The 23,403-nt window shown below is 73.4% G+C and carries 21 protein-coding genes; 6 read left to right on the top strand and 15 right to left on the bottom strand.

The window, feature by feature from the left end:
* Positions 1 to 338: transposase (locus tag LO771_RS28275; protein WP_230745280.1), on the top strand; the 338-nt coding region annotated here is incomplete at its 5' end.
* A 9-nt stretch (positions 339 to 347) separates the two neighbouring features.
* On the opposite strand, the gene LO771_RS28270 is transcribed toward LO771_RS28275, so the two are convergent.
* Complete coding sequence (locus tag LO771_RS28270) at positions 348 to 1,268, bottom strand: hypothetical protein (RefSeq protein WP_230747718.1); 921 nt, start codon at positions 1,266 to 1,268, stop codon at positions 348 to 350.
* A gap of 208 nt (positions 1,269 to 1,476) precedes the next feature.
* On the opposite strand from LO771_RS28270, the gene LO771_RS28265 reads away from it, so the two are divergent.
* The 4 genes from LO771_RS28265 to LO771_RS28250 all read left to right on the top strand — a co-directional run bounded on the left by LO771_RS28265 (position 1,477) and on the right by LO771_RS28250 (position 6,907).
* Positions 1,477 to 2,148: a hypothetical protein gene (locus LO771_RS28265; protein WP_230747717.1), complete on the top strand. Its 672-nt coding sequence runs from the start codon at positions 1,477 to 1,479 to the stop codon at positions 2,146 to 2,148.
* Positions 2,149 to 2,254: 106 nt separating this feature from the next.
* Complete coding sequence (locus LO771_RS28260) at positions 2,255 to 3,673, top strand: transcriptional regulator (RefSeq protein ID WP_230747716.1); 1,419 nt, start codon at positions 2,255 to 2,257, stop codon at positions 3,671 to 3,673.
* Complete coding sequence (locus LO771_RS28255) at positions 3,670 to 5,505, top strand: DEAD/DEAH box helicase (protein ID WP_230747715.1); 1,836 nt, start codon at positions 3,670 to 3,672, stop codon at positions 5,503 to 5,505. Before LO771_RS28260 ends, LO771_RS28255 begins: the two co-directional genes overlap by 4 nt.
* Positions 5,506 to 5,731: 226 nt before the next feature.
* Positions 5,732 to 6,907, top strand: a complete 1,176-nt coding sequence (locus tag LO771_RS28250; protein ID WP_230747714.1) for a DNA cytosine methyltransferase — start codon at positions 5,732 to 5,734, stop codon at positions 6,905 to 6,907.
* Here LO771_RS28250 and LO771_RS28245 read toward each other — a convergent pair.
* The 5 genes from LO771_RS28245 to LO771_RS28225 all read right to left on the bottom strand — a co-directional run bounded on the left by LO771_RS28245 (position 6,818) and on the right by LO771_RS28225 (position 14,052).
* On the bottom strand, positions 6,818 to 7,297 hold the full coding sequence (locus LO771_RS28245; RefSeq protein ID WP_230747713.1) for a very short patch repair endonuclease: 480 nt from the start codon (positions 7,295 to 7,297) through the stop codon (positions 6,818 to 6,820). The two genes, LO771_RS28250 and LO771_RS28245, sit on opposite strands and share 90 nt — an antisense overlap.
* Positions 7,287 to 8,255, bottom strand: a complete 969-nt coding sequence (locus LO771_RS28240) for a NaeI family type II restriction endonuclease (RefSeq protein ID WP_230747712.1) — start codon at positions 8,253 to 8,255, stop codon at positions 7,287 to 7,289. Before LO771_RS28240 ends, LO771_RS28245 begins: the two co-directional genes overlap by 11 nt.
* Positions 8,256 to 8,287: 32 nt before the next feature.
* Positions 8,288 to 11,287, bottom strand: a complete 3,000-nt coding sequence (locus tag LO771_RS28235; protein WP_230747710.1) for a Z1 domain-containing protein — start codon at positions 11,285 to 11,287, stop codon at positions 8,288 to 8,290.
* Between the two features lie 132 nt (positions 11,288 to 11,419).
* Entirely contained in the window at positions 11,420 to 12,985 is a 1,566-nt protein-coding gene (locus tag LO771_RS28230; RefSeq protein WP_230747708.1) for an ATP-binding protein, read from the bottom strand.
* Between the two features lie 113 nt (positions 12,986 to 13,098).
* Entirely contained in the window at positions 13,099 to 14,052 is a 954-nt protein-coding gene (locus tag LO771_RS28225; RefSeq protein ID WP_230747705.1) for a nucleotidyltransferase, read from the bottom strand.
* Positions 14,053 to 14,356: 304 nt separating this feature from the next.
* Here LO771_RS28225 and LO771_RS28220 point away from each other — a divergent pair, with 304 nt between their 5' ends.
* Positions 14,357 to 15,769, top strand: coding sequence for a serine hydrolase (locus tag LO771_RS28220; protein ID WP_230747703.1), 1,413 nt, complete (start codon positions 14,357 to 14,359; stop codon positions 15,767 to 15,769).
* 116 nt (positions 15,770 to 15,885) lie between these two features.
* Here the strand turns inward: LO771_RS28220 and LO771_RS28215 are convergent, their stop codons facing one another.
* The 9 genes from LO771_RS28215 to LO771_RS28175 form a co-directional block, all read right to left on the bottom strand.
* Complete coding sequence (locus LO771_RS28215) at positions 15,886 to 16,437, bottom strand: hypothetical protein (protein ID WP_230747702.1); 552 nt, start codon at positions 16,435 to 16,437, stop codon at positions 15,886 to 15,888.
* A gap of 176 nt (positions 16,438 to 16,613) precedes the next feature.
* On the bottom strand, positions 16,614 to 17,735 hold the full coding sequence (locus tag LO771_RS28210) for a PrsW family intramembrane metalloprotease (RefSeq protein ID WP_230747700.1): 1,122 nt from the start codon (positions 17,733 to 17,735) through the stop codon (positions 16,614 to 16,616).
* Positions 17,736 to 18,167: 432 nt separating this feature from the next.
* Positions 18,168 to 18,929 carry a tRNA (guanosine(46)-N7)-methyltransferase TrmB gene (trmB, locus tag LO771_RS28205; protein ID WP_230747699.1) on the bottom strand — a complete coding sequence of 254 codons (762 nt, stop codon included), beginning with the start codon at positions 18,927 to 18,929 and terminating at the stop codon, positions 18,168 to 18,170.
* Between the two features lie 141 nt (positions 18,930 to 19,070).
* Positions 19,071 to 19,610: a hypothetical protein gene (locus LO771_RS28200; RefSeq protein ID WP_230747698.1), complete on the bottom strand. Its 540-nt coding sequence runs from the start codon at positions 19,608 to 19,610 to the stop codon at positions 19,071 to 19,073.
* Positions 19,607 to 20,308 (bottom strand): Asp23/Gls24 family envelope stress response protein, encoded by a 702-nt coding sequence (locus LO771_RS28195; protein WP_230747697.1) that lies wholly within the window; start codon positions 20,306 to 20,308, stop codon positions 19,607 to 19,609. The genes LO771_RS28200 and LO771_RS28195 overlap by 4 nt, the downstream gene beginning before the upstream one ends.
* An 86-nt stretch (positions 20,309 to 20,394) precedes the next feature.
* Positions 20,395 to 20,949, bottom strand: coding sequence for an RNA polymerase sigma factor (locus LO771_RS28190; protein WP_230747696.1), 555 nt, complete (start codon positions 20,947 to 20,949; stop codon positions 20,395 to 20,397).
* 478 nt (positions 20,950 to 21,427) lie between these two features.
* Entirely contained in the window at positions 21,428 to 22,018 is a 591-nt protein-coding gene (locus LO771_RS28185) for an alkaline shock response membrane anchor protein AmaP (protein ID WP_230747694.1), read from the bottom strand.
* Positions 22,015 to 22,785, bottom strand: coding sequence for a DUF6286 domain-containing protein (locus LO771_RS28180; protein WP_230747692.1), 771 nt, complete (start codon positions 22,783 to 22,785; stop codon positions 22,015 to 22,017). The genes LO771_RS28185 and LO771_RS28180 overlap by 4 nt, the downstream gene beginning before the upstream one ends.
* Positions 22,786 to 22,981: 196 nt before the next feature.
* On the bottom strand, positions 22,982 to 23,401 hold the full coding sequence (locus LO771_RS28175) for an Asp23/Gls24 family envelope stress response protein (protein ID WP_230747690.1): 420 nt from the start codon (positions 23,399 to 23,401) through the stop codon (positions 22,982 to 22,984).
* Between the last annotated feature and the right edge of the window lie 2 nt (positions 23,402 to 23,403).

Raw genomic sequence — 23,403 nt, 5'->3', positions numbered from 1 at the left:
GCCAGGCCCTCATCCCACTGGTGCGCGGCATCCCGCCCATCCGCTCCCGCCGTGGGCCGCGGCGCCGCCGCCCGGCCAAGCTGCACGGCGACAAGGGATACGACTACTCCCACCTGCGCGCCTGGTTGCGCCAGCGCGGCATCGCACCCCGGATCGCCCGGCGCGGCCAGGACTCCTCCGAACGCCTGGGCCGGCACCGCTGGGTCGTCGAGCGCACCGTCGCCTGGCTCGGCGGCTGCCGGCGTCTCCACCGCCGCTACGAGCGCAAAGCCGAGCACTTCCTCGGCTTCGTCGGCCTCGCCGCAGCACTCATCGGCTATCGCCGACTCTCCAAATGAGACGTCTTGTTAGGCCGCACCCGGAACATGATCGCCGTTCGCCGCCTGAAGAAGGGTGTCGACATCTGCATACCGTTGCTCGGAAGCGAGCAACTGCAGAACGCGGAGCACATCCCTGCTCTCCCTCTGCGCGACGTAGTGGAAGATCGTCTCTGCCGCCAAGTCCAGTCCGGCACCCCGGCAGGCTGACACCGCATCCGGAATCTCGCTGATCGACCCGTCTGTGCCGGCATAGCGCAGGATCACCCGGGCGTCATCGAACCTCTTGTCCCGGAGATGGTGTTCGAGGGTCGACAGGGGAGGCCAGACGGCTTCCTGGCCGGTGTCGGGTTGCCGGTCCCCCGCACCCGCGGGGACCGGCAACCCGACACCGGCCGCTGTGGAAGCGGAAGAGTCGGAAGTGAATACCTCCTCCGCTGGCTGTACGTCCGAGCGCCGGCTCGTAGTGCCGTTCGTCACCTCCGCTCCTAGAGCAGCGGAGGTGACCTCAGGGCTGAGAGGCTCGCCAGGCAGGTGGCTGCTGCTCGGCTTGCCGTCCGGACAGCAGGCGCAATGCTTGACGGCCGCCCTCTCATGCAGCGCCTCCAGCTCAGACCGCGAAATGATCGACTGCGTACTGGCTGTGTCTGTCCCAGATGCCTCCAGCGCATACTCGAGCAGCTTCCTGGCAAGGTTCAGATCTGGCGGCCGACGTGCGCTCAGCAGCTCTGAGAACCGAGTAGCGCTGACGACCATCCCCTCCTTGCGGAGTCTTTCCTGGAGGGCGCGATGGCTCAGTGTCTCTCCTCCCCGCGTGATGACGTCCCACAGGTCTCGCAGCACTTGGGCGAAGTTCTGGTGTGCTGGTGAGGCCGAAGAGTTGATCTCGGCTGTGAACTGCCCCGATCCCGCCAACCCAGACTCCCCTCTCCGCTGCCCTTCGGTGGGCATGGGCAAGAGTCTGTCGAACCATTGGACCCTCCAGAAGCGCTAGGTGTTCACTCCTTTTGCGAAAGTCTCTTACCGGCTTCACTTCTGCCTTGCCCTAGGAGGAGTCTTGACGCAGCCAGCCAGAAAAGGGAAGCCATCCGGCTCCCCCGGGCAGGCGCTCCGCAAGCCGTTGGGCCCCTGCGGTTGGATGAACTGTGAGGTACCGCTGATGGGACAGCCCTCCTGGCAGGACGAGAAGCTGGGCACTATGAAGCGCGCGGCGCTGTGGCTCGTCCAGGTTGTCGGGGAAGGGAACCTCTTCACGAAGGCGCAGCTTCGGGAGGCGTTCCCGGGGACCTCTCAGATTGACCGGCGCATGCGGGACCTCCGGGACTTCGCGTGGCGGATCGACACCAACCGGGAAGACCTTCGCCTGGAGGCGCACGAGCAGCGGTTCGTGCAGATGGGGGAGCCTGTCTGGGAGCCGGGCAAGGCCACCAAGTCTGGGCTCGTGCCCACCGCTACCGAGAGGCGCGACCTGTTGGCCCGTGACGGGCACATGTGCCGTTCCTGTGGCATCACCTCCGGTCAGTTGTACGCCGGCACCTATGAGGCTGCGCAGCTCGATGTTGCCCGTCGCAGGGTCCGGACGGCTGCTGGAAGCGAGGAGGTTCAGCTGGTCACCGAGTGCAACCGCTGTCGCGTGGGCGGACGGGGTCTGACTGCCGATGTCGGAGAGGTGCTTGCTCGGATCGATCGGCTGTCCGAGCTGGAGCGTCGGATCCTGGCCGGCTGGATTGGCAAGGACTCCCGGGACTTCAGCGCGCTGGAGCAGTTGTGGGCGGATTACCGCACGCTTCCCGCCGAAGCCCGACGGCAGGTCCGGAGCGCGCTCAGCTAGAACAGCCGAGAACAACGGACAGGCGCGGCGGCCGTCTGAACCAGCTGGCCGGCCGCCGCACCCCACCCACGTGTGGAAAAGCTCACTGACGACTGTGGAGATACCCATGAGGATGGATTTCGGTGTCCCGCCGCTTGCCGAGCAGAACCGGGAACTGGTGGAGGAACGCCTTAAGGAGGCCCGCGCGGTAGGCGGCACCAAAGAGACGCTGACCATCGAGTGGCGAGGTCAGCCCTTGCACGTCGAGGTCGTCGACATGCCGGTCAAGGACCTCTACTACAACCCGAGCACGCACCGTATCCGCGCTCAGCGTAGCCACGACCCCGCACGTGACCGGGCCCTGGAATCTGACGCGTGGAGCGACGAGAGCCAGGAGTACCTGCACTTTCTGCTTCAGGCACTCCCCAAGGACCCCTCGCTGCGCGATCCCGATTTCGACACACTCCTTGAGAGTCTCCGAGACTTCAAGCAGACCGACCCTGGGCTAATCACCAGGGATGGCGTCCTGGTCAACGGAAACACCCGGCGCGCGGCCCTCAAGGAACTGGGGGTGCCGCACATCCGCGTAGGCGTGCTACCTGAGTCGTGTACGTGGGCTGATGTCAGCGCGGTGGAGCTGTCTCTGCAGCTCCGCAAGGATCACCGCCGCGACTACACCTTTATCAACCGTCTGCTGGCTATTGACGAGCAGCTGGTGGACGGCAGACTGCTGAAGGACATCGCACGGGAATTCCACATCCGGACCGACACATGCGAGCAAGATCTCTGGATCCTCTCTTGTCTTCGCGATCTCGCCATGCGTAGCGCCAGTGGAGATGCGCAACTCCGGCTGATGGACTTCGAGGACGCTCAGGAAAAGCTGCGCGAGCTGCATCGGCGGTACGTGAAGGAGTCGGCTGTCAACAAGGAGGACGCAGACCTCCTCAAGGAGAGCCGTCTCGCAGCTGTGGCCCTGGAATTCTCCAAGACCGATGTCCGCCTGATCGACCCGGACTTCCAGGCGCGCTACTTGGACCGGATTCTGCCGGATTCTCTCAAGCCCACTTCGGTGGAGGCTCCACGAGCGGTTGCAATTCCCGGGCTGAACCGGTCGGTCAAGGCGAATGGGGCCAAGGTCGCGGCCGCCAGGGCGCTCACCGACACTCTGCTCAAGGCAAAGGCAGTGGAGGCGGCAGGGGGCCGCGTGCCCGCAGCGCAGGTCGCCGAGTCCTCCCGAACCATCGCGGCGGCCAAGCTTGCGTTCTCCACAGCCTTGGAATTCGCCGGCAAGGACGCACGCGTCCGGAAGCGTCGTCAGGCCGTTCCTGACCGTATTGCCGACGCCTGCCAGGACATTGAGCAGTGCATCACCGACCTCGTCATGGCCAGGGCTTCCAACAATCTCGACGAAGAAGCTTATGACGAGGCGGTGTTGAAGCTTCGCGGAACCTTGGGGAAGCTGGCCTTCGAGACTTCGCGCAGCATCAAGGCGCCTGGCGACGGTGTCGCCTGGCTGTTGGAGGCTTTCAAGGGAGACAGCAGGTGACTGCAGATGAGCCGTCTCTCCGGCTTGCCTTCGACGTTGGCCGGACCAGGGTTGTCCTGCGAACTGTGCCTGGGCACCAGAGCGACCTGGCTGCGCTGGCCGCCCGCTTTGCGGTGGGAGGGCAGCGTGGACCGCTGGCAGTTGAGATCGATCTCGACGACTTCCTGGTGGGGATCGGCGAGCTGGGTTCATGGCCTGCACCTGAGAGTGTCGAGTGGGAGGACGCGCTCCTCAGCCTCGTCAACGGCGTGCTCGACGACGCAGAGGCAGCTGAACTCCAGCTGGAAAGCGGTACTGTTCCGCTTCCTGGCACAGTCAGGCCGGATGGCGTGGCTTCGATGCTGGGCAGCCAGTGGAAGGCTGAGCTGACTTCGTTCCAGGAGCGCGATATCGCTCGGCTGCTTTCTCTCCGCCATGGGGCGAACTTCAGTGTTCCGGGAGCTGGTAAGACCCGGGTAGGGTTCGCCGTCTATGCGGCAGATCGGGCAAGGGGGGAGGTGTGCAGACTGCTGGTGGTCAGTCCCAAGTCGGCCTATGAATCATGGCGCTACGAGAGCGCTACGTGCTTTCGGGAGCCGTTGCGTGTGCAGGTCATGGAGAAGTCTCCAGACCCGGGGGCTGAGGTTCTGGTGGTCAATTACGAGCGTCTAGACCGCTCGCTTGCAGCTCTGGCCGACTGGCTGCGGGCGGCGCCTTCCATGATCATTCTTGATGAAGCGCACCGGATGAAACTCGGCGCCAGCGGAACCTATGGCTCTGCCTGTCTCGCCCTCGGCCCTTTGGCCCGACGTCGGTTGATCCTCACCGGAACGCCGGCGCCGAACGGGGCCCGCGACCTGGAGAACCTCCTGTCCTTCGTGTGGCCGGGCCATGGCCGCAGGGTCGTGACCAACGCTGTCGCAGGCGGCGACCTCGCCTACGCGAGCAGTGTGCTGAGGCCTCTGTTCACTCGGACGACCAAGCACGAGCTCGGCCTCCCCCCGTACGAGCCGAGAATCCGCTACGTTGAGCTACCGTCGCTTCACCGTGAGATATACGATGCGCTGATTGGCCGCTACTCCGCCCGTGCAGAGGGGTCCCGTGACGACTTCGATGCGCTCGGTAAGGCAATGCTCCGCCTTCTGATGGCGGCGACTAGCCCTGCGCTTCTGGCGGAACGGGCCAGCCGCTATGAGCCGCTGTCCTACCAGGTGCCTCCTTTGCTGCCGCCGCAGAGCGACTCCCTCTATGCGCTGCTGCGGGACCTGCCGCGCTACGAACTCTCGCCGAAGTACAAGGAGACGCTCAGCATCGTCGGAGAGAACGCGGCGGCTGGGCGCAAGACTCTTGTCTGGACGACCTTCGTCCGCAGCCTCACAACGATGGAGCGGATGCTCGCCAGCTATCGACCGGCCGTGGTGCACGGTGGGACCAAGGACCGGAATGAGCAGCTGCGTCGCTTCCGAGAGGACCCTGACTGCCTCGTGCTGCTGTCAAACCCTGCGACCCTCGGCGAGGGCATCAGCCTGCACCATGTGTGCCATGACGCGGTCTATGTGGATCGGGACTTCATGGCCGGACGCTTCCTGCAGAGCATTGACCGCATTCACCGCCTAGGCCTTGCACCTGACACTGAGACGAGGGTTACCGTGCTCGCCGCGTCAGGAACGATCGACGAGGTTGTCGCACTACGGATGGAGGAGAAGCTCGAATTCATGGGGCGCATCCTGGACGATCCGTCCGTCCAGCAGCTAGGCGACCTAGTCGAGGAGCCATCCATCGCTGGAGGCATGGACATGGCTGACGTGCGGGCTCTCCTCGGTCACCTCGACAGGGCTGCAACCACAGTCTGAGAGGCGGCGGGCCCCTGCGTCCCGTGCTGCGGCAGATTCCGCCGCAGCACGGGACGGACGCAGCTTGAGTCGTCAAGGCAGTGCTCGCAGCCATGAGGCGCGGCATCTGATGCTCGTTGTCGGTGATGAGTGGCACACTGCGTGGTCCGTGTGGTGCGGGTGGACTGCACTCGCCGGATGTCTGCAACACTTGGACATCTCTATGTGCCAACCCAGGAGGACATCCATGGTTTCCGGTGATCGGACGCTGACCTCGATCGAGATCTGCGCCGGCGCGGGAGGCCAGGCCGTCGGACTCCACAGCGCTGGCTTCCGGCATCTTGCACTCGTCGAGATCGACAAGCATGCGGTCGAGACGCTCAAGCTCAACGTGGCCCGCCGCAAGGAATGGGCATGGGAGCGGGAGCACTGCAAGGTGCTGTCCATGGATGTCAAGGAGTTCAGGCCTTTCAGCGCCCTCAGCGACTCCGGGCTTGAGCGGGGACAGCTCGACCTCCTCGCGGGCGGCGTCCCCTGCCCGCCGTTCTCTATCGCCGGCAAGCAGCTGGGGCAGGACGACGAGCGTGACCTCTTCCCCACCATGCTGGACCTCGTCGATGAGCTCCGGCCTCGTGCTGTGATGATCGAGAATGTGCGCGGCCTACTCCAGCCGGACTACAAGTTCAAGGGCTACCGGGAGCAGATCCTTGGAAGGCTCCGCTCTTCCGGATACGTCGGCTGTGGATGGAAGGTGCTGGAGGCGCGGGACTACGGGGTTCCGCAGCTCCGTCCTCGGGCAATCCTGGTGGCGATCCGCAAGGACTGCTATAGGGGGTTCGACTGGCCGGATCCTACTGGCGCCCCGGCCCGTACTGTTGCGGATGCCCTGGCCAAGTCCATGCGCCGCCGGTTCAAGGACAACCCGGAGATGTTCAAGCTCTGGCTGAAGCAGGCGAGGACCGGCAGCGTCGCGCCCACCCTGGTAGGCGGCTCCAAGAAGCACGGCGGGGCCGACCTGGGGCCCACCCGGGCCAAGGCTGCGTGGAAGCAGTTGGGTATCGACGCCATGGGTGTTGCGAATGACGAGGACTCTGTGGTTCCGGAGCGGGACCTCTACGGAGACAACGGTCCCAAGCTCACCGTGGGCCAGGCTGCTCTCATCCAGGGTTTCCCTGAGGACTGGGAGTTCTTCGGGGGCAAGACAGCACGCTATCGCCAGGTCGGCAACGCCTTCCCGCCCCCGGTCGCGGAAGCCGTGGGCAGGAGCATTGCCGAGGCGCTGGGCCGCACCGGCCCTCTGTGGGAGACGCCGCAGGAAGAGCGCGAGCAGGTCTCACTCTTCTCTGCTGGGCTGGTCGCTCCCCAGGATCTCGGCACGCCGGCTGGCGACCGTGTCGAGGACGCGGAGGGCGCACTCGTCTGACGGCTCGTGCTCCCAGAAGCGCAGGACGGTCCACCCTGCCGCCCTGAGACGCTCGTCTGTGTCCCGGTCCCGTGCGATGTTCCGCGCCACCTTGTCCGACCAGTAGCCGGGGTTGGTCTTCGGCGGGACGTAGTGGACCGGGCAGCCGTGCCAGTAGCAGCCGTCGACGAAGACGGCGACCTTCGCCGGCCGGAAGACCAGGTCGGCCGTCCGGCGGAGGTCGGGCAGGGGGCGTGCGCACACCCGGTAGCGGAGCCCGGCCGCGTGTACGAGCGACCGGAGTGCCTTCTCGGGGCTGGTGTCCCTGCTCCGGTTGCCCAGCATGCTGGTGCGGTTCGCTTCGGAGGACGCCCACGACCCCTCAGGCGGCACCCAACCGCTAACGGTCATGGACCACCTCCCACAGCGGGGCGCTGCCCGAGACCGGCCACGCCTGGTCGATGCCGCGCTGTGCCGGATCCGCCACGTCCCCCTCAAGGGGGAGGGCGATCCAGTCTCCCGGTCCCAGGGCGATCCCCCGGAGTTCCGCCTGCATCCTGTCCTCCAGCCAGGTGCCGCACAGCAGCCTGAGTCCCTTCCGCTCGGCGGCGAGGCGGATGTTCCGGACTCGCCGCACAGGGTCCTGCCTACCCGCACAGACGGTCTCGATGGCATTCCGCGGGATGACCACTCCGGGCAGGTACCCGAACATCTTCAGGAGGCGCACCTGCTGTCCCGGCCTGTCCGCCAGTACCTGTCCAGCCTGCTCCTCGGTCAGCAGGGACAGCGGGTTGACCGGCAGGGGCGTCCAGTCGTACAGCGGGACGCCCCAGCGCTCGCGCGCCTCGACGGCGATGCCCCGCTTGCCGTCCTTGTTGCCCTTGCCCCGGTACAGCCACGAGGTGTGGGCGCGGATGAGCCATGTCCGGTGGAGGCCGGCCCCCACCCGGATCTGGGTGCACAGGCACAGGTGGCAGTGGGCCTCGGTCGGAATGGCCCAGTTGGCCCCGACCGTTGCCTTCAGGTCGACCGGTACGCCCCCTACCACCGTGTCCAGGGGCTTCGCCTTCTTCCAGCGGAAGATCCTCAGCGCTTCGTACTCCAGCTTCGCACCTACTGACGCCCGCTCGCCCGGGTGCACGTCGGGGGCGAGCAGGTCGAACCGGCCTGTGCGGCGTCCGTCGAGGACGTAGTCCACGGAGGCGCAGACGGCCGTGGTGAAGTTCTCCGCCACAGGCAGTCCGCTGAGGACGCCCAGGACCCGCTGGACGCCCGGATCCTCGTCGGGGTGCAGGAGCCTCCGGCCGGGCGTCTGGCAGTCCTCGTTGAGGCAGGTGCTGCCGATCTGCTGGAGATGGAGGCGAGCCACTGGGCAGAGTCCTTTCCTGGATGCCGGCTGCGTCAACCGGCGCTGCTGGAGACGATCGGTTCAGAGGCGAGGTCGCTGTTGACCGCGCGGAAGCGGACCAGCGGCCCGGAGGCTGCACCCTGTCCGGCCGGGGGAAGGACGGCGAAGGCGATGACGATCTTGCCGGGATCCGCCGTGCCGTTGACGGCTGCCTCCTCCAGTGAGCCGTGGCTGCGGTCGACGACCGGGTACAGCAGGACGGCTCCGCGCCGGGGCCGCGCCAGCCGCCCCGCCGACGGGTCCTCGTCCGTGGGAGGCAGCAGGCCTGCGATCCGCTCCGCCGACTGGCGGTGTGCGACACCGCTGATGCGGTTGAACACGCCCCGGGCGCTGCGTCCCCGGACGACCAGGGTCAGCGGAGCTGCACCGAGGATGCTGGCAGGCACACTGCCCGGGCCACTGGTCTGCGGCGCGATGACGACCCAGTCGTCTGCGCCGTGGCTGAGCGCTCCCATGTCCCGCAGATACTGGAGGTGGGGGGCGAAGAGCTCCGGCCTGGGCCAGGTCAGGCCCTCCAAGACCTCCACCAGCGCCGGGTGGGGCAGGACGGCGGTCTGTGCCGGATAGTCGGTGTATCGGCCCCTGTCCTCCTTGTGGAGGTGGGTGAAGAAGTCCCTCTCCCCGGCCAGTGCCGCAAGCACCGGTTGCCACACCTCCGCGTTGCGGCGCAGGTCTGCTGCCTTCTCGGGATACGCCGTCGGCTCGATCCACTGGCCCGGACTGCGGATCTCGACCAGCTCGGCGTTGAACATCTTGTTGCGAGCCGAGGGCTTGACCCACGGAAGGTGCTGGGCGACCAGGGGCGGGACCTGGGCCGGGGTGAGCTGGGGGCGGCCGTCGACGGGGGCGGCGTACTGGGCGAGCTGGGCGCGGAAGGACTCCTCGTCGCGGCAGACGGCCTCGAACGCCTCGTACAGGTCGACGGTCTTCGTCCGGGTCAGCTGCTCGGTCCGGCCGATGTAGAGGCGGACGAGGTCGCGGTAGCCGCGGCGGAAGCCGAACCAGCGGCCCATCTGCATCAGCGTGTCGGCCGCGCCCGTGGTGCGGCGGTAGTACGTGACGGTCAGCCCCTCCACGGTGAAGCCCCGGGAGAGCTTGGCGCCGCCTACCAGGACCTTCCACACCGGCTGCCCGTCGAAGTCCAGCTCCGGCTGGTCGAGGTCCTTGTCGCCGTTGACGACGAGCACCGGATGCCCGCTGCCTCCGATGCGGTGCACGGCGGCGCCCACGTGCCGCTGGAGCTCCTCGTACGAGGCTGGGACGGGCATGCCGTCCGCGTGGTGGCTGGAGACAGGCAGCAGGTCCGTCTCGAAGAGGTGCCGGAGCCGGTCGTGACCGGACCGGCCGTAGTAGTCGGAGCCGTGCCACAGGGTGCGCAGGCGGTCGGCGAGGTCTCGGTGGTCGGCGGTGCGCACCGACTCGTGGACGAGCATGGTGTGGTGCCGGTACGGGGCTGTGCCCAGCTCCTCGCGGTAGACCTTGACGGCGGCGGTGAGGACGTACATGTCCAGCGCCTGGCGCAGGTGGACCGCGTCGGCGTACGCGTCCGCGTCCTCGGGGCCGTCGAAGGCGGACTCGTCGACGGCGATGTCCCGGACGTGGGCCTTCTCCGCCGAGTTCGCGACTGTGCGCTCCTCGGGCGGCACGTCCGAGTCCAGGTCGTGGAAGTCCTGTACGCCCATGTACCCCTCGGGGCGGGGCAGGGAGACGAGGAAGTCGCGGGGGAAGATGTCCTCGGCGTCGCTGGGGTCGATGAAGACGTTGGCGAACGGCGTGGCGGTGTATCCGACGTACTGGGCTCGCGGCAGCAGCCGGATCAGCTGGGAGATCAGGCCGTTGATGGCGGTGCGCTCTGCCGTCTTCTTCGGGTCCGAGGTGTTGACCGACGCCTGGTCGGACTCGTCGTCGACGATGAGGACGGGGATCTCCGCCAGCGGTGTGCGGATCTTCTTGAGGTCCTTCACCAGCTTGGTCAGGACCGCCTTGTTCTTCTTCACGACCATCAGCCGCGCCGCCGTGCGGTGCAGGTTGCGCGGGTCGTGCAGGGGAAGTCCGGGCTCGCGCTTCTCGAACTCCAGCGCCGTAATGCCCTGGAGCAGGCTGCGGTAGTCGTCGTCGCGGGTCGTCAGCCGCTCGACGTCGAAGGCGCCCAGCTCGCTCGGCCGGCCGCCGTGGCTGACGAACCGCCCGGCCAGCCAGTCCGGGTCCCAGCGGTAGTCGACGCCCTCCATGGCCTGCGGGTCGTCGGGGTCGGCGCCGCGCAGGACGTTCTCCCGCCCGACGAGTTCCATGTCGAGCCGCCGCTGGGTCTGGGCGCGCAGCAGGTTGAGGGTGCCGCCCAGCACGATCACCAGCCGGTAGCCGGCGTCCATGGCCTTGGCGATCACGCCGGTGAAGTTCGCCGTCTTGCCGGACTGCACGTACCCGACGACCAGCCCGCGGGCCTGGTACGCCTCGGGGCTCGCCGGGTCGGCCAGCCGCTCCACGACCCGGGTGCTGGCCTGGTCGAGCGAGGCGACGGCGTCGGCGCTCCAGCCCTTGGCGTGCAGCACCTTCTCGTACGCTGGCCAGTACCACTCCCGGCGTGCGGCCGCGTCGTCGCCGTACCAGGGCCGGTGCTCCCGGGCGATCACCACCGGTCCCGGCGCCACCGCCACCGGCGCCAGGCCGGAGAGGCACTCCCGCAGCGCCGCCCCCAGGCCCAGGAGGTCGTACACGGCGGTGCGGCGCTCCAGGGTGTTGGGCTCGGCGGTGGTCCACCGCTGCGCCTCCTCGTGGTCCCACTGCTTGAGGGCCTGCCGCCACAGGGCGGCCAGCGCGCCGCCGCCCTCGGCGTCCGCGCCGAGGCGGGCGAGCAGGGCGGCCTCGGAGACGTCGGCGTCCGGGTCGATGTCGTCGCCGACCACGAAGAGGTACTTGGTGAGCGACCGGGGCCCCGACTCGCGCATCATCGCGAGGACGGAGCTGTGGATGGCCAGCAGGGGGTCGGACACGGCGGTGCGGCTCGCTCTCCGGTCGGGGCGGTCCGGCGGGAAGGGCCGGGCGGCGGTGGCGGTGCGGTGACAGGCGGGGCGGTGGACGGGCGGTGCGGACGGGCAGTGCGGTGCGGTGCCTCTGCAGGACCGCTACGGGGCGCCCGCGCCGTCCGGGCCGTCCGCAGTATCGTCGGCGCGGTCCAGTTCGCTGCGCGCCGCGGAGAGGAGGACCGCCTGCCACAGCTGGAGGTTGTCCTTCTCCCGGGGACCGGCGTACTCGCTCTCGAAGACCTTGTGCAGCAGCAGGTAGAGCAGCGACTTGAGCACCGGCGCGTCGTTGAGGCCTCCGCGGCGGCCGCCCAGCAGTGCCGCGCGGTAGCGCTGGTTGAGGACGATCGCCCGGTTCTCCCGGTCCACGTCGAAGAAGAGGTCGCTGCCCAGCCGGTCCCAGCGCACGGCGATCGGCTCCTCGCCGTAGAGGACGGGCAGCTCCTCCTGGACGGTGCGCCGCACCTCCGGCGGCAGGCCCCTGCCAGGCGGGATCACCGCTTTGCGCACCGTCCCGGACCGCTTGCGGGCGTCCCGGTACGCCTGGTCGGCGTCGTCCAGGTACGCCTTGAAGCCGCGGCCCTCCGCGTCGTAGGCCGCCGACTCCAGCGCCGCCGCGAAGGCGGGGGAGGCGTTCACACCCGACTTCTTGACCGTCAGCCGGAGGACGTCGCCGCCCGACGGCGGCAGGTCGACGGCGACCCGGGCCAGGGCGAGGTGCTGGTCGGGCTGGCGGTAGCCGTTCCAGCCGCCGGCCTGCACCAGGCGGTCGTTGCGGTAGAAGTAGAAGCCCTGCCGCTCCTGCACGGGGCCGACGGCCCGGTACTCGTCGAGGTTGGACTTGGGCGGCCAGATGTGGGCGGTGAGCGCGATCTCGCCGAGGCCCTCGACGGGGGCCGTCCAGCGGCGCGGGTAGCCGGTCACACCGCTGGCCGGGTAGCCGAACGGGTCCAGCGGGACCACGCCGTAGTCCATGTAGACGGTGCCGGTGCGGACGTCCTCGACGGCGATGGTGATGTTGAAGTCGTCCCGGGCGAGGAACCGGTGCAGGTGCAGGCCCAGGTGGAGGCCCAGCCTGCTGATCACGCGGGTGAGGTAGCGGTCGGTCTGCCCGCCGCCGCCGTGCTGCGGGAAGTCCTTGACGCCGTCCCAGCGGACGACCGTGCCCTGCCAGGTGATGGGGCGGCCCGCGTACCGGTCGACGAGGTCCTGGCTGTAGCCCGGGTCGACGATGTCGCAGCGGAAGCCGTCCACGGCGTGCGCGGTGAGCCAGCGTCGGCCCGCGGCGCGCGTGCGCTTGGTCTTGCTGACCACCGTCACCGCGTCGGCGTGGGACAGCGAGGCGGACTTCAGGCCGGTCCCGAACATGCCGAGCGCGCCGGGAGCGTAGTCGCGCTGGCCGCCGACCGTCATGGCGACGTCCAGGGCGTCCTCGTCCATGCCGTGGCCGTCGTCGACCACGAGCAGGCTCACCAGCCGGTCGCCGTCGCGCAGGAAGTGGACGACCACGTCGCGGGCGCCGGCGTCGATCGAGTTGTCGACCAGGTCCGCGACGGCGACCTCGAAGCCGTAGCCCTGGCTGCTCAGCGCCTCCACGTACCGTGGGTCCGGCGGCAGCTGCTTGCTCCCGCTGGTGGGGACGTCGAACTTCCAGCCACTGCCGCTCATCGCACCTCGCCGCACACCCCGGACGGCCGCACCGCCCCCCGCTTTCACACTTCGTTCACGGGACCGTATCGGTCGTGGGCGATCGAGGGAAGTTCTCCCTGCCGGAAGGTCCGTCAGGGCCGGGGCGCCTTGGGGCCGTGGACGGCGGTGTACTCGGCTGCCAGCCACGGCGCCAGGCCGTCGAGGAGCGCGGACAGGACGGCGGGGTCGGGGCTCGGGGTGCGCGCGGTGGCGGCGGCCAGGCGCATCGCGGCGGCGCGCGCCGGGTAGTACCGGCCGAAGACCTCGGCGGAGGCGTCGAGGTCGCTGGTCCAGCCGCCCCAGCGCGGCATGACCAGGGTCAGGCCGCTGCGGACGAGCCGGCGGGACACGCCCCGGCTGAGGGCCCGGCGTTCGGCGTCGGTGCGGGCGGCGGCCGCCCGGGCCCGCCAGCCGGGCAGCGCCAGGGCCAGGTCGCCGTTGGTCTCGCGGGCGAGCAGCGCCGTGGGCCGGTACCGGGGGAGCAGGGCGGCCAGGTCGTCGCCGAGCAGCGGGGTGCACAGGCAGGCGGTGAACCACCCCAGGTCGTACCGCTCCAGCTCGCTGAGGAGCACGGCCGTGTCGAAGAGCAGGACGCCCACGCCGTCGACCTGCGGGAACGCGGCGTCGATCCCGGACTCCAGGGCCGCCGCGTCGGCCCGGTCGGCGGGTGTGGGGGCGCGGCGCAGGGCCAGGAGCAGGTCGAGGTCGGACGTGCCGGGTACGGCGGTGCCGCGCGGGACGCTGCCGTACAGGTAGGCGCTGTGCAGGCGGTCCGGGCCGAAGACCTCGGCGATGCGGGCTCGCGCCGCGTCGACCGCCGGGGCGAACTCGGGCGCGACACGGTCCAGGGAGCCCTCCCGGACGATGCACCCGTCGCCGTCCAGGCCCGTGCCCGGGGCCGTGCCCGGCTGGGCATCCCTGCCCGGGTCGGTGTCCGCGTCCGTGCCCGTCTCCGTGCCCGCGCCCGTTTCCGTTCCCGTGCCCGGGCCCGACCCGTCCGGCCTGCCGCAGGCCGGGTCCCGGCCGTCCGTCCCGTTCCCTTCCATGGGGGGACTCTGCCGGGGCCGCCGGGGGGTGTCGAGCGGGTTTCCCCGGGCCGGAGCAGGCCCGCGGGAAGCGGAGGGCCGGCGCTGCGGGGCGGACCGGGGGCCGTCCCGCTACCAGCCGCGGCGGCCTGAGCGCCGCGGCGCGCGGACGCGTGGCCGGGTGCCCCACCCGGATGGACCCGGGAGGACCCCGCCCGCGTCGCCGTCCTCCGCGCCCCCGCTTACGTTGATCGTGCCGTCCCTCCCGCGGCCCCGAGCAGGGCGGCAGGAGGCGTCCCGCGGCACGTCCGAGGAGGAGACCGAGATGACGCGCACCCCCGAGCGCCGGGCGCCGCTGCGGGTGCGCCACGCCGCCGCGGCGGCGGTCCTGGCCGCCGTCCTGGGCCTCCCGGCCTGCGCGGCCCCCGGATCGCCCGCCGGGCCCGCGTCCGCCGGGCCTGGATCCGCTCGGCCCGGATCCGCCGGACCCTCGTCCGCCGGGCCCGCCGCGGTCCCCGCCGCCGCCCTCGCCGCCGGCGGCGGCAGCCCCGCCGCCCTCACCCCGGCCGACGGCGCACCCGACGGGGCGCGCCGCCTGACCCCCGCCGTCGTCGCCGAACTCGACCGGGCGGTGCGGAAGGTGCTCCGCGACACGAGGGCGCCCGGCGCGCTGGTGGGGCTGTGGACGCCGGGCGGCCGGTACGTGCGCGCCCTCGGCAGCGCCGACCGGTCCGGGCGCATCCCCATGTCGCCCCGCCTCGGCTTCCGGATCGGCAGTGAGACCAAGACCTTCACCGTCACCGCGCTGCTGCAGCTGGTGGACCGCGGCCGCGTGCGGCTGGACGACCCGGTCTCCCGCTACGTGGACGGCGTCCCCGGCGGCGGCCGGATCACCCTGCGCCAGTTGGCCGAGATGCGCAGCGGCCTCTTCTCGTACACCGAGGACGCCGCCTTCGACAAGGCGTTCCTCGCCGACCCGCACCGCGCGTTCACACCGCGGCAGCTGCTCGCGTACGCCTTCCGGCACCCCGCCACGGCCCGGCCGGGCATGGCGTTCCAGTACTCCAACACCAACACCGTGCTGCTCGGCCTGGTGGTGGAGAAGGCCTCCGGGATGCCGCTGTACCGCTATCTCGCGGAGCGGGTGATGGACCCGGTCCGGCTGCGGCGGACGCTGCTGCCGATCGGGCCGGAGTTCCCGGAGCCGCACGCCCGCGGCTACACGCGGCAGACGCCCACCGGCGCGGTCGCCGACGCCACCGACTGGGACCCCTCCTGGGCGTGGGCCGCCGGCGCCGTGATCTCGGACCTCGACGACCTGCGGGCCTGGGCCGTCACCGCCGCCCGCGGCACCCTGCTCACCCCCGCCACCCAGCGGCAGCGCCTGCGGACCCTCCCCACGGGCGCTCCGGGCCTCGGCTACGGCCTCGGCATCTTCGACCTCAACGGCTGGATCGGCCACAACGGCTCGCTGCCCGGCTACCAGACCGTCGCCGTCCACCTGCCCGCGGCGGGCGCGACCCTCGTGGTGCTCGTCAACACCGACGCCCCCGCCCCCTCCGGCGGCGAGCCCGGCACCCTCTTCGCCACCGCCGTCACCCGGATCGTGACGCCCCGCCACCTCTACGCGCTGCCCGGGGCGTCCCCGTCCCCCCGGCCGTCGTCCAGGCCGCCGGCGAAGCGCCCCGGCACCTCCGGCGGCCCCGGGGCGTCCCCGGTGGCGGCCTTCGGCCACTGAGCCGCCAAGGACCCCGGCGCTCAGGGGCGCACGGGTGAGGGGCCGCAGCCGGACACCGGCTGCGGCCCCTCTGTGCCGTACGGCCCCCCGGGTTCCGGGAGGCGGCGGCCGGTCGCTCAGGAGGCGGCGGCCGGGAGCGCCGGGAGCGCCACCCCGAGGGCGGCGAGGACCGCCTTCACCAGCGCCACGGCGTCGTCGGCGATCTGCTGGATCGCGTCGCTGACGGCCTTCTGGTCGTTCTTCTGCAGTGCCGTGAGCAGGTCCTGGACGTGGCCCTTGAGCTTGCCGATCACGTCGTCGACGGAGGGGAGCGCGGCCGCGGCACGGGCGCCGCCCTTGCCCCGGGCCGGGACGCCCTGCCCCGCCTGCCGTCCGACCTTGGCGGAGAGCTGCTGCGCGGCGTCGCCGAGCGCACCGGCGTTCTGCTGCGCCTGGGCGACGGCCCCGCCGCGCTTGGCGGAGGAGACCAGGTCGTTGACCCGGCTGGTGACCTCGCCGAGCGAGCCCAGCAGGTCGACCGTGCGGGAGGCGTCGGCCCTGGGGGCGGCCTGGGCCGCCGCCGGGGCGGCGTCACGGTCGGCGGTCGCGAGCGCGACCCCCGCACCGGCGGTCAGCGAGCCGGCGAGGAGGGCACCGGCGAGTACGGCGGCGAGCCGTCGGTTGCGCATGGCAGAGCCTTTCGGAGGAGACGGGTCTTTCCCCTCCACGGATTTCACGCTTCGCCACGCTCCGCAATCGGAGATGTACCGAACGTGTTACCGCACATGTGTGCCCCTGTCCCCGCGTCCCGCCCCCGCGGTCGGCGCCCCGCGTCCCGCCCCGCGCCCCCGTGCCTCACGTCCGCTCAGCCGCCGTCCGCCCGCTGCTCCGCCGCGGCCTCCGCCAGGGCGGGCGACGCCAGCGGACGCAGCCGCCACAGCCGCTGCAGCAGCCCGTACTCGCGCACCGCGAACTCCGCGACCGGCACCGCCCCCCGCTCGGCCCGGCGGCGCAGCAGCGCCAGCGCGGTCGCCAGGGCGACGTACTCGTCCACCGCCCGCGCCCCCGCGGGCCCGTGCAGGGCCCGGGCCCGCCGGCGGGCCCTCCCGCGCAGCCGTACCGTCCCCAGCGCCTCCGGCTCGTCCTCGCCCAGCCAGCCCGCCCGGACGTACGCCGGGAGCTGGAGGCGGGCCGCCCGCAGGCCGGCGCCGCGCGCCCGCACCGCCAGCCCGATCACGCCGCCGAAGACCGGCACCATGAAGACCCCGTAGACCAGCAGGAAGCCGCCGGTGCCGAGCGCCGCGGCCGCGTTCCAGGTGCCGTGCAGCACCGTCGCGGCCAGCCAGCCGCCGGCGGGCGCCGCCGTGCGCAGCAGGCGGCCGCGGGCCAGGGCCGCCGTGGCGAAGCCGATCCCGATCAGGGCGGTGAACAGCGGGTGGGCGAACGGCGAGAGCACGCCGCGCAGGACGAAGGTGCACACCGTCGCGTCGATGCCGTGGCCCGCCGCCCGGTCCTCGGTCCAGGAACGGCCCAGGTAGAGGACGTTCTCGGTGAAGGCGAAGCCGCACGCGGTGACGCCGGCCAGCACGATGCCGCCGGCGACGGAGCCGACGTACCGGCGCCGCAGCAGGAACAGCAGCAGGACCGCGGCGCCCTTGCAGGTCTCCTCCACCAGCGGCGCCGCCACCGCCGAGCCGATCGTCTCGCCCCGCGCGCCCCGGTGGGAGGCGAGCAGGTCGGCGGTCCAGGTGTTGGCGAGGATGGCCACCAGCGTGGCCGCGCACGCGCCCCAGCCGAAGCAGAACACCAGGGCGCGGACGGGGGTCGGCTCCACCCGGTCCAGCCAGGCGAGGGCCCCCAGCACCAGGGGTACCGGCAGCACCGCCAGCCCCAGGCCCACCAGGAGGCCGGGTCGGCCGGTCTGCCGCTCCACCAGCTCCAGGATCGCCACCCCGCACAGGAGCAGGGCCAGCGCCGCCGCCGGCACCGCGAACCGGACCGCGCGGCCGGTCCGCCCCGCCGGGAGCCCGTCCGTGCGGGGGCCGCCGGTGCCGAGGACACGCGTGCGGAAACTGCCCGCGCGGAGGCTGCCCGCGCGGAGCCCGGGTGTGCGGAGGCCGCCCGTACGGGGCCTGCCCGGCGCTCTGCGCGCCGGTCCGTCGGCGGAGCCGGGCGGGTGCCCGGCGGGCGGCCGCGGCCGGACGGGGTCCGGCCGGACGTGTCCCGGGCGGGCCTGCGCGGACTGCCACGGGCGGACCGGCTGCACGCTGCTCATCCCCCTGACCCTAGGCGACTCGGCCCGCGACGGGGAGGGCTTCGGCCACCCACGGTCGCGCCCGGCGCACGCACCGTCGCGGCTCGGATGCGCCGGGTCAGCGCCGGACGGGCGCCGGGCCCACCCGGCGGGGCGGACGGGGCGTCAGCGGCGGCGGAACAGCAGGTCGTGGACCACGTGCCCCTTGCGCAGGCCCTGCCGCTCGAACTTGGTCACCGGCCGCCACGCCGGCCGCGGCGCGTAGCCGGGCACGCTGCCGTCCTCCAGGACCGTCCCGTCGCCCTCCGGGTGGAGGTTCTCCAGCTCCGGCGAGGCCGACAGCACCTCCAGCATCTGCTCGGCGTACGGCTCCCAGTCGGTCGCGCAGTGCACCGTCGCGCCCGGGGCCAGCCGGGACGCGGCAAGGGCCGTGAACTCCGGCTGGATCAGCCGCCGCTTGTGGTGCCTCGCCTTCGGCCAGGGGTCGGGGAAGTACACCCGCAGCCCCGCGAGCGAGGCCGGCGCGAGCATGTCGCGCAGCAGCACCACCGCGTCGCCGGCGGCGAGGCGCACGTTCGCCAGGCCGTCCTCCTCGACGCGGGTGAGCAGGTTGCCGTGGCCGGGGGTGTGGACGTCCACCGCGAGGATGCCGGTCGACGGGTCCGCCGCCGCCATCGCCGCGGTGGTCTCGCCCATGCCGAAGCCGATCTCCAGCACCACCGGCAGCTCCCGGCCGAACAGCTCCGCCAGGTCCAGCGGCGTGCTGTCGATCGGCGTCCCGTACCGCGGCCACAGCCGCTCCAGGGCGGTCTCCTGGGTGGCGCTCATCCGGCCGCGGCGCGGGTGGAACGAGCGGATCCGCCGCTCCCGATGCTGCTCGGGCGTGGCGGTGTGCGGGTAGGGGCGGGATTCGGTGGAGGCGCTCACAGTCCCCCGAGTCTACGGGGGCGTGCGGGTGGCCGGCGGCGGCGTACGGCCCGGTGGGACGCCCCGCCGGTGACGGCGGCGGTGACGAGGCCGCCGTCGGCGACGAGGCCGGTGACGGGACCGGTGCCGCGTCCGGGCCGGTCAGTCCTGCGGCTGCGGGCTCCGCTCCGGTCCGCCCGCCCGCCCGCGCCCCGCCGCTTCACCGGAGGGTGCCGCGCCGGACGGCGCGGCACCCTCTCCGGCGGGCACGGGGAGGCCGACGCGGGTGACCGTCACGCCCACCGAGACCGGCTCCGGCTCCCCGCGGGCGGCCAGCAGGTCCGCGACCGCCGCCAGGACGGCGGCGCGCACGGCGCGCGCCGCGTCCAGGGCCCTCGTCCCGCCGTCCAGGACGCAGCGCACCTCCACCTGCCATCCCGCGCCGCCGCCCTGCCGCTCCGCCCGGACGCCCGCCCCGTCCGGCACCCGTCCGGCGCCGGAGCCGCCCGCACGGCCCGCGGCCTGATCCGCGGCCTGGCCCGTGACCTGGCCCGTGACCTGGGCGGCCACCTCGCCCGCGAACCGGGCCGCGGCCCGGGAGAGCAGGTCGGCGACGCGCGGCTGCAGCCCGGCGACGCCGGGAACGGCCAGCGCGGCCCCGGCGGCGGCCGCCGCGACCTCGGCGTCGGTGACCCGGTTCATCGCTCCTCCTCGTCCGCCGGACCGGCGGCCGGTCCGTCCTCCGCCGGGCGACCCGCCGCGGGACCCCCCGCGTCCTCCGCCGCGCCGTCCGGTGACGGCAGCAGCGCCGACACCTCCAGGTCGACCCCGCCCACGACGAGCCCCAGGGCGCGGTCGGCCGCGTCCCGCACGGCCCGCCGCACCCGGTCCGCCTGCTCGGGGAAGGGCGTGTCCAGCCCGGCGGCCAGGGTCATCGCGACCCGTACGCCGCCGTCCTCCTCGGCCATCAGGCGGCAGCTCGCCGCCCGCACCCCGGGGACGGCGTCGGCCGCGCCCCGCAGCACCTTCGCCGCGGCGGCCTCGGACACCCGCAGCCGTTCCTCCGGCGGACCCAGCGGCAGCAGCCTGCCGAGCCGCACCTCGGCGCGCACCGCCTCCATCACCCGGGCCGTGAAGGCGTCGGTGCCGGCCTCCGGCCGCGCCCCCGGGGTCTGCGCCCGCAGGGACCGCGCGGCCCGGCCCAGCGCCCGCAGCCCGTCCGCGGCCTCCCGGCAGTACGGGCAGTCGGCGGGGTGGCCGTCGGGCGGCCCGCTCCCGGAGTCGACGTCGTCCCAGGCGCCGCCGAGCGAGCGCCCGCAGGGCAGCAGCTCGTCCCCGGGCGGCAGCCCGGTGCCGGGCAGGGACGCGGTGTCCTGCCGCGGACCCGTGTCCTGCCGCACACCGGTCTCCCGCCGCACACCGGTCTCCCGCCGAAGGCCGTCGTGCCGCCGCGGTCCGTCCCCGCCCGGGGTGTCCGGCCGATCGCCTAGCGCCATGGGCTCATCACCTCCGTCAGGGCCCGCCGTGCGCGGAAGAGTCTGCCGCGCACCGCCTGCTCACTGGTATCCGTCACGTGCGCGATCTCCTCGTAGGGGAGGCCGTGCAGCTCCCGCAGCACCCAGCAGGCCCGCTGCTCGGGGCTGAGCCGCTGGAGCGCCTCGGCGAGGGCGGCCATGGCGGCGTCCGCCTCGGCGGTGCGGGCCGGGGCGCCGAGGCCCCCGGACGCCGGGGGCTCGGGCACGTCCTCCAGCCGCACGGCGGGCGGGCGGCTGCGCAGGGCGTTGAGGCAGCGGTTGGTGACGATGCGGTACATCCAGGTGCCGAACGCCGAGTCGTGGCGGAACTCCGGCAGCCGGCGCCACGCGCTGACGAAGGCGTCCTGCACGGCGTCCTCGGCGTCGGGGCGGCTGCCGAGCATGCGGTGGGCGAGGGCCAGCATGGTCCCGCTGTGGCGGCGGACCAGCTCCGCGAAGGCGTCGTCGTCGCCCTCGGCGGCGCGGACGGCCAGCAGCCGGTCGTCCAGCAGGCGCTCGTCCGGCACGGGGACGCGGGCGGCGACGGGGGCAGGGGCTGGGGCTGGGGCAGGGGCGGACCGGGCGGCCGGACCGGCCGTGCCCGGCCCCGGACCGGGCCGCGAGGGACCGGACCGCCCCGGCCCGGCCTGCTCCGTCCCCGGCCCGTCCCCGTGGGGGAGGAGGCCCGGGGCGTCCGCGGCCGGCCCCGCGCGGCCGTCGCCGGGCACGGCGGTCGAGGGACCTTCTCCCATCTGCTCCTCATCTCGTCCGTGGCCCCGGTCCGTCGGGACGGGGCGGGGCGCCGCCGCGGGGGCGGCCGGGCGCCAGGGGCTTCTGTCCGGGAAGGCGCGTCCGAAGCCGCGCCGCACCGCACCGAGTGAGGCACGGGACACCGCCGGGAGGCGGCCGAACCGCCGTCCGCACCGGCCGGACCACCCGGACGGGGCCCGGACCGCCCCGGGCCCGGCGTCCCCGTGCCCGTCCGCCGCACCCGCCCTCCTCCGCCTACTCGGCGCGCCGGGTGCGGTGCCCGGCGACCCGCAGCCGCACGTCCGCCGGCAGCGACGCCCAGCCCGCGGACGTGCGGGCGTCCGCCAGCGGCCCCTCGCACAGCGCCCGCAGGACCGCCGCCGGTTCGCCGTCCGGGGCCAGGGTGAGCGCGATCCGCGCCCGCGGCCGGTCCGGGCGCCCCACCGGGCGCACTCCGGCCCGCCGGACGCCGGGCAGCCCCGCCGCCTGGGCGGCGACCGCGTCGCCGAGCGCCTGGCCGCGCAGCTCGACGCCCTCCGGCGGCCTCGGCCCGCCCAGGACCAGGCGGCCGGCGGTGCGCGGACCCGGCTGGGCCGTCAGCCACCACACGGCGAGCACGACGGCGAGGGCGAGGCCGGCGATGACGGCGGGCCACCACCAGCCCTCGCCGGTGAAGCGGGTGCGCTGGGCCCGGCCGAGCAGCACGTCGTGCGGACCGGGCAGCCGCCCGTCCCCCGTCCCGGGGAGCAGGTCCAGGCCGCCGGCCAGGACCAGCAGCCCGCCGCCGAGCAGGGCCAGGCCGGCCAGCGCCAGCAGGATCCGGTTCACCGCAGCCTGGACCTTCATCGGGTGCCCTCCTCCTCGTGACGTGCGGCCGGTGCCGGTGCCGGTGCCGGTGCGTGCGCCGCCGCAGGCGCGGGTGCGGGTGCGGCGACCGTCCGGTCGGGGGCCCGGCGCACGCGGACCGACAGGCGCGGCGGCCGGGCCAGGGAGAGGCCGCGGCGCTCGGCGCGGAGCGCCGCGGTGACGTCCTCGCGCACCTGCCGCGGGTCGCGGAACCGCACGTCCACCCGGGCCCGGACGCGGCGCCTGCCGACCCGGACCCGCGCTCCCCCCACCCCCGGGACGCGCAGCGCCGCGTCCCGCAGCAGCAGCGCGGCACCCCGGCGCTCCAGGTCGGCGCGGACCCCCTCCGGGGCTCCCGGGACCCGCAGCGGCAGCCTGCCGCGCAGGCCCGGGGTGAGCGCCAGCACCAGCAGCCACAGGCCGAGCAGCGCGGCCGCGGCGGCCCCGGCCAGTACCCGGGCGTCCGACAGGGGCAGGGTGGCGAGCCCGTCCGCCAGCTCCCGGCGCCACGCGCCGCCCGCGGCACCCGTCCGGACCGCCACCACGTCGTACAGCAGCGTCCCGCAGGCGACGGCGCCCGCGGCGGCCACCAGTGCGGCGGGCACGCGGCGGGCCGACCAGGGGCGGCGCGGGCGCGGACCGGCGTCCGGCACGGCCCCGGCGGCCGCGCCGCCGTCGCGGGACGGGCGGGGGCCGCCGGCCCGCGCCGGGTCCTCCGACCCGCCGGGGGCCGCCTGCGGGACCGGGAGGTCCTGCTGCGTCGTCACGTCTTCGCTCCTTCCAGGCTTCGGCGGTTCTCACGGCTCTCGCGGTCCTCACGGCTCGCGCGGCCCGGCCGCTCCCGGGACCCGGCCGCGGCCCGGTGCGCCGGCGGCGGGGCCGCCCCCGCTGAGGTCCTCCGGGCGGGGGCCGGCCCGGCCGGTCCGCCCGGTCCGGCCTGTCCGGCCCGGGCGGCGTCCGCCGTCAGCGGACCCGGCCCGCCGCCGCGCCGCGCGGGACGAGCCGCCGCACGGTGACGGTGACCTCGCCGACCCGGAGCCCGGTCAGGTCCGCGACCCGCCGGGCGACCGCGTCCTGCAGGGCGCGGGCCTCGCCCGCGATGTCCACGGGGTAGGGGAGGTCGACGCCGAGGGCGATCCGGGCCTCCCCGCCGCGCACCGACACCTCCGCCCCCGGCTCGTCCAGGCCGAGCCGGCCCGGGGCCGCGCCCCACCGGTGCGCCAGGGCCTCGTGCGCGGCGCGGCCCGCGACGCGGGCGACCACCCGGTCGGGGAGGACCGTCGCCCCCCGCTCGGCGGGCGGCGGCAGCCCCGCTCCCGCCGCGGCCCCCGCCGTCGTCACCGTGGTCGCCGTCGCCGTCGCCGTCGCCGTCGCCGTCGTCACCG

The sequence above is a fragment of the Streptacidiphilus sp. ASG 303 genome, assembly GCF_020991365.1.
Lineage (GTDB): Bacteria > Actinomycetota > Actinomycetes > Streptomycetales > Streptomycetaceae > Peterkaempfera.
This window is presented reverse-complemented; position numbering and strand designations above follow the sequence as displayed.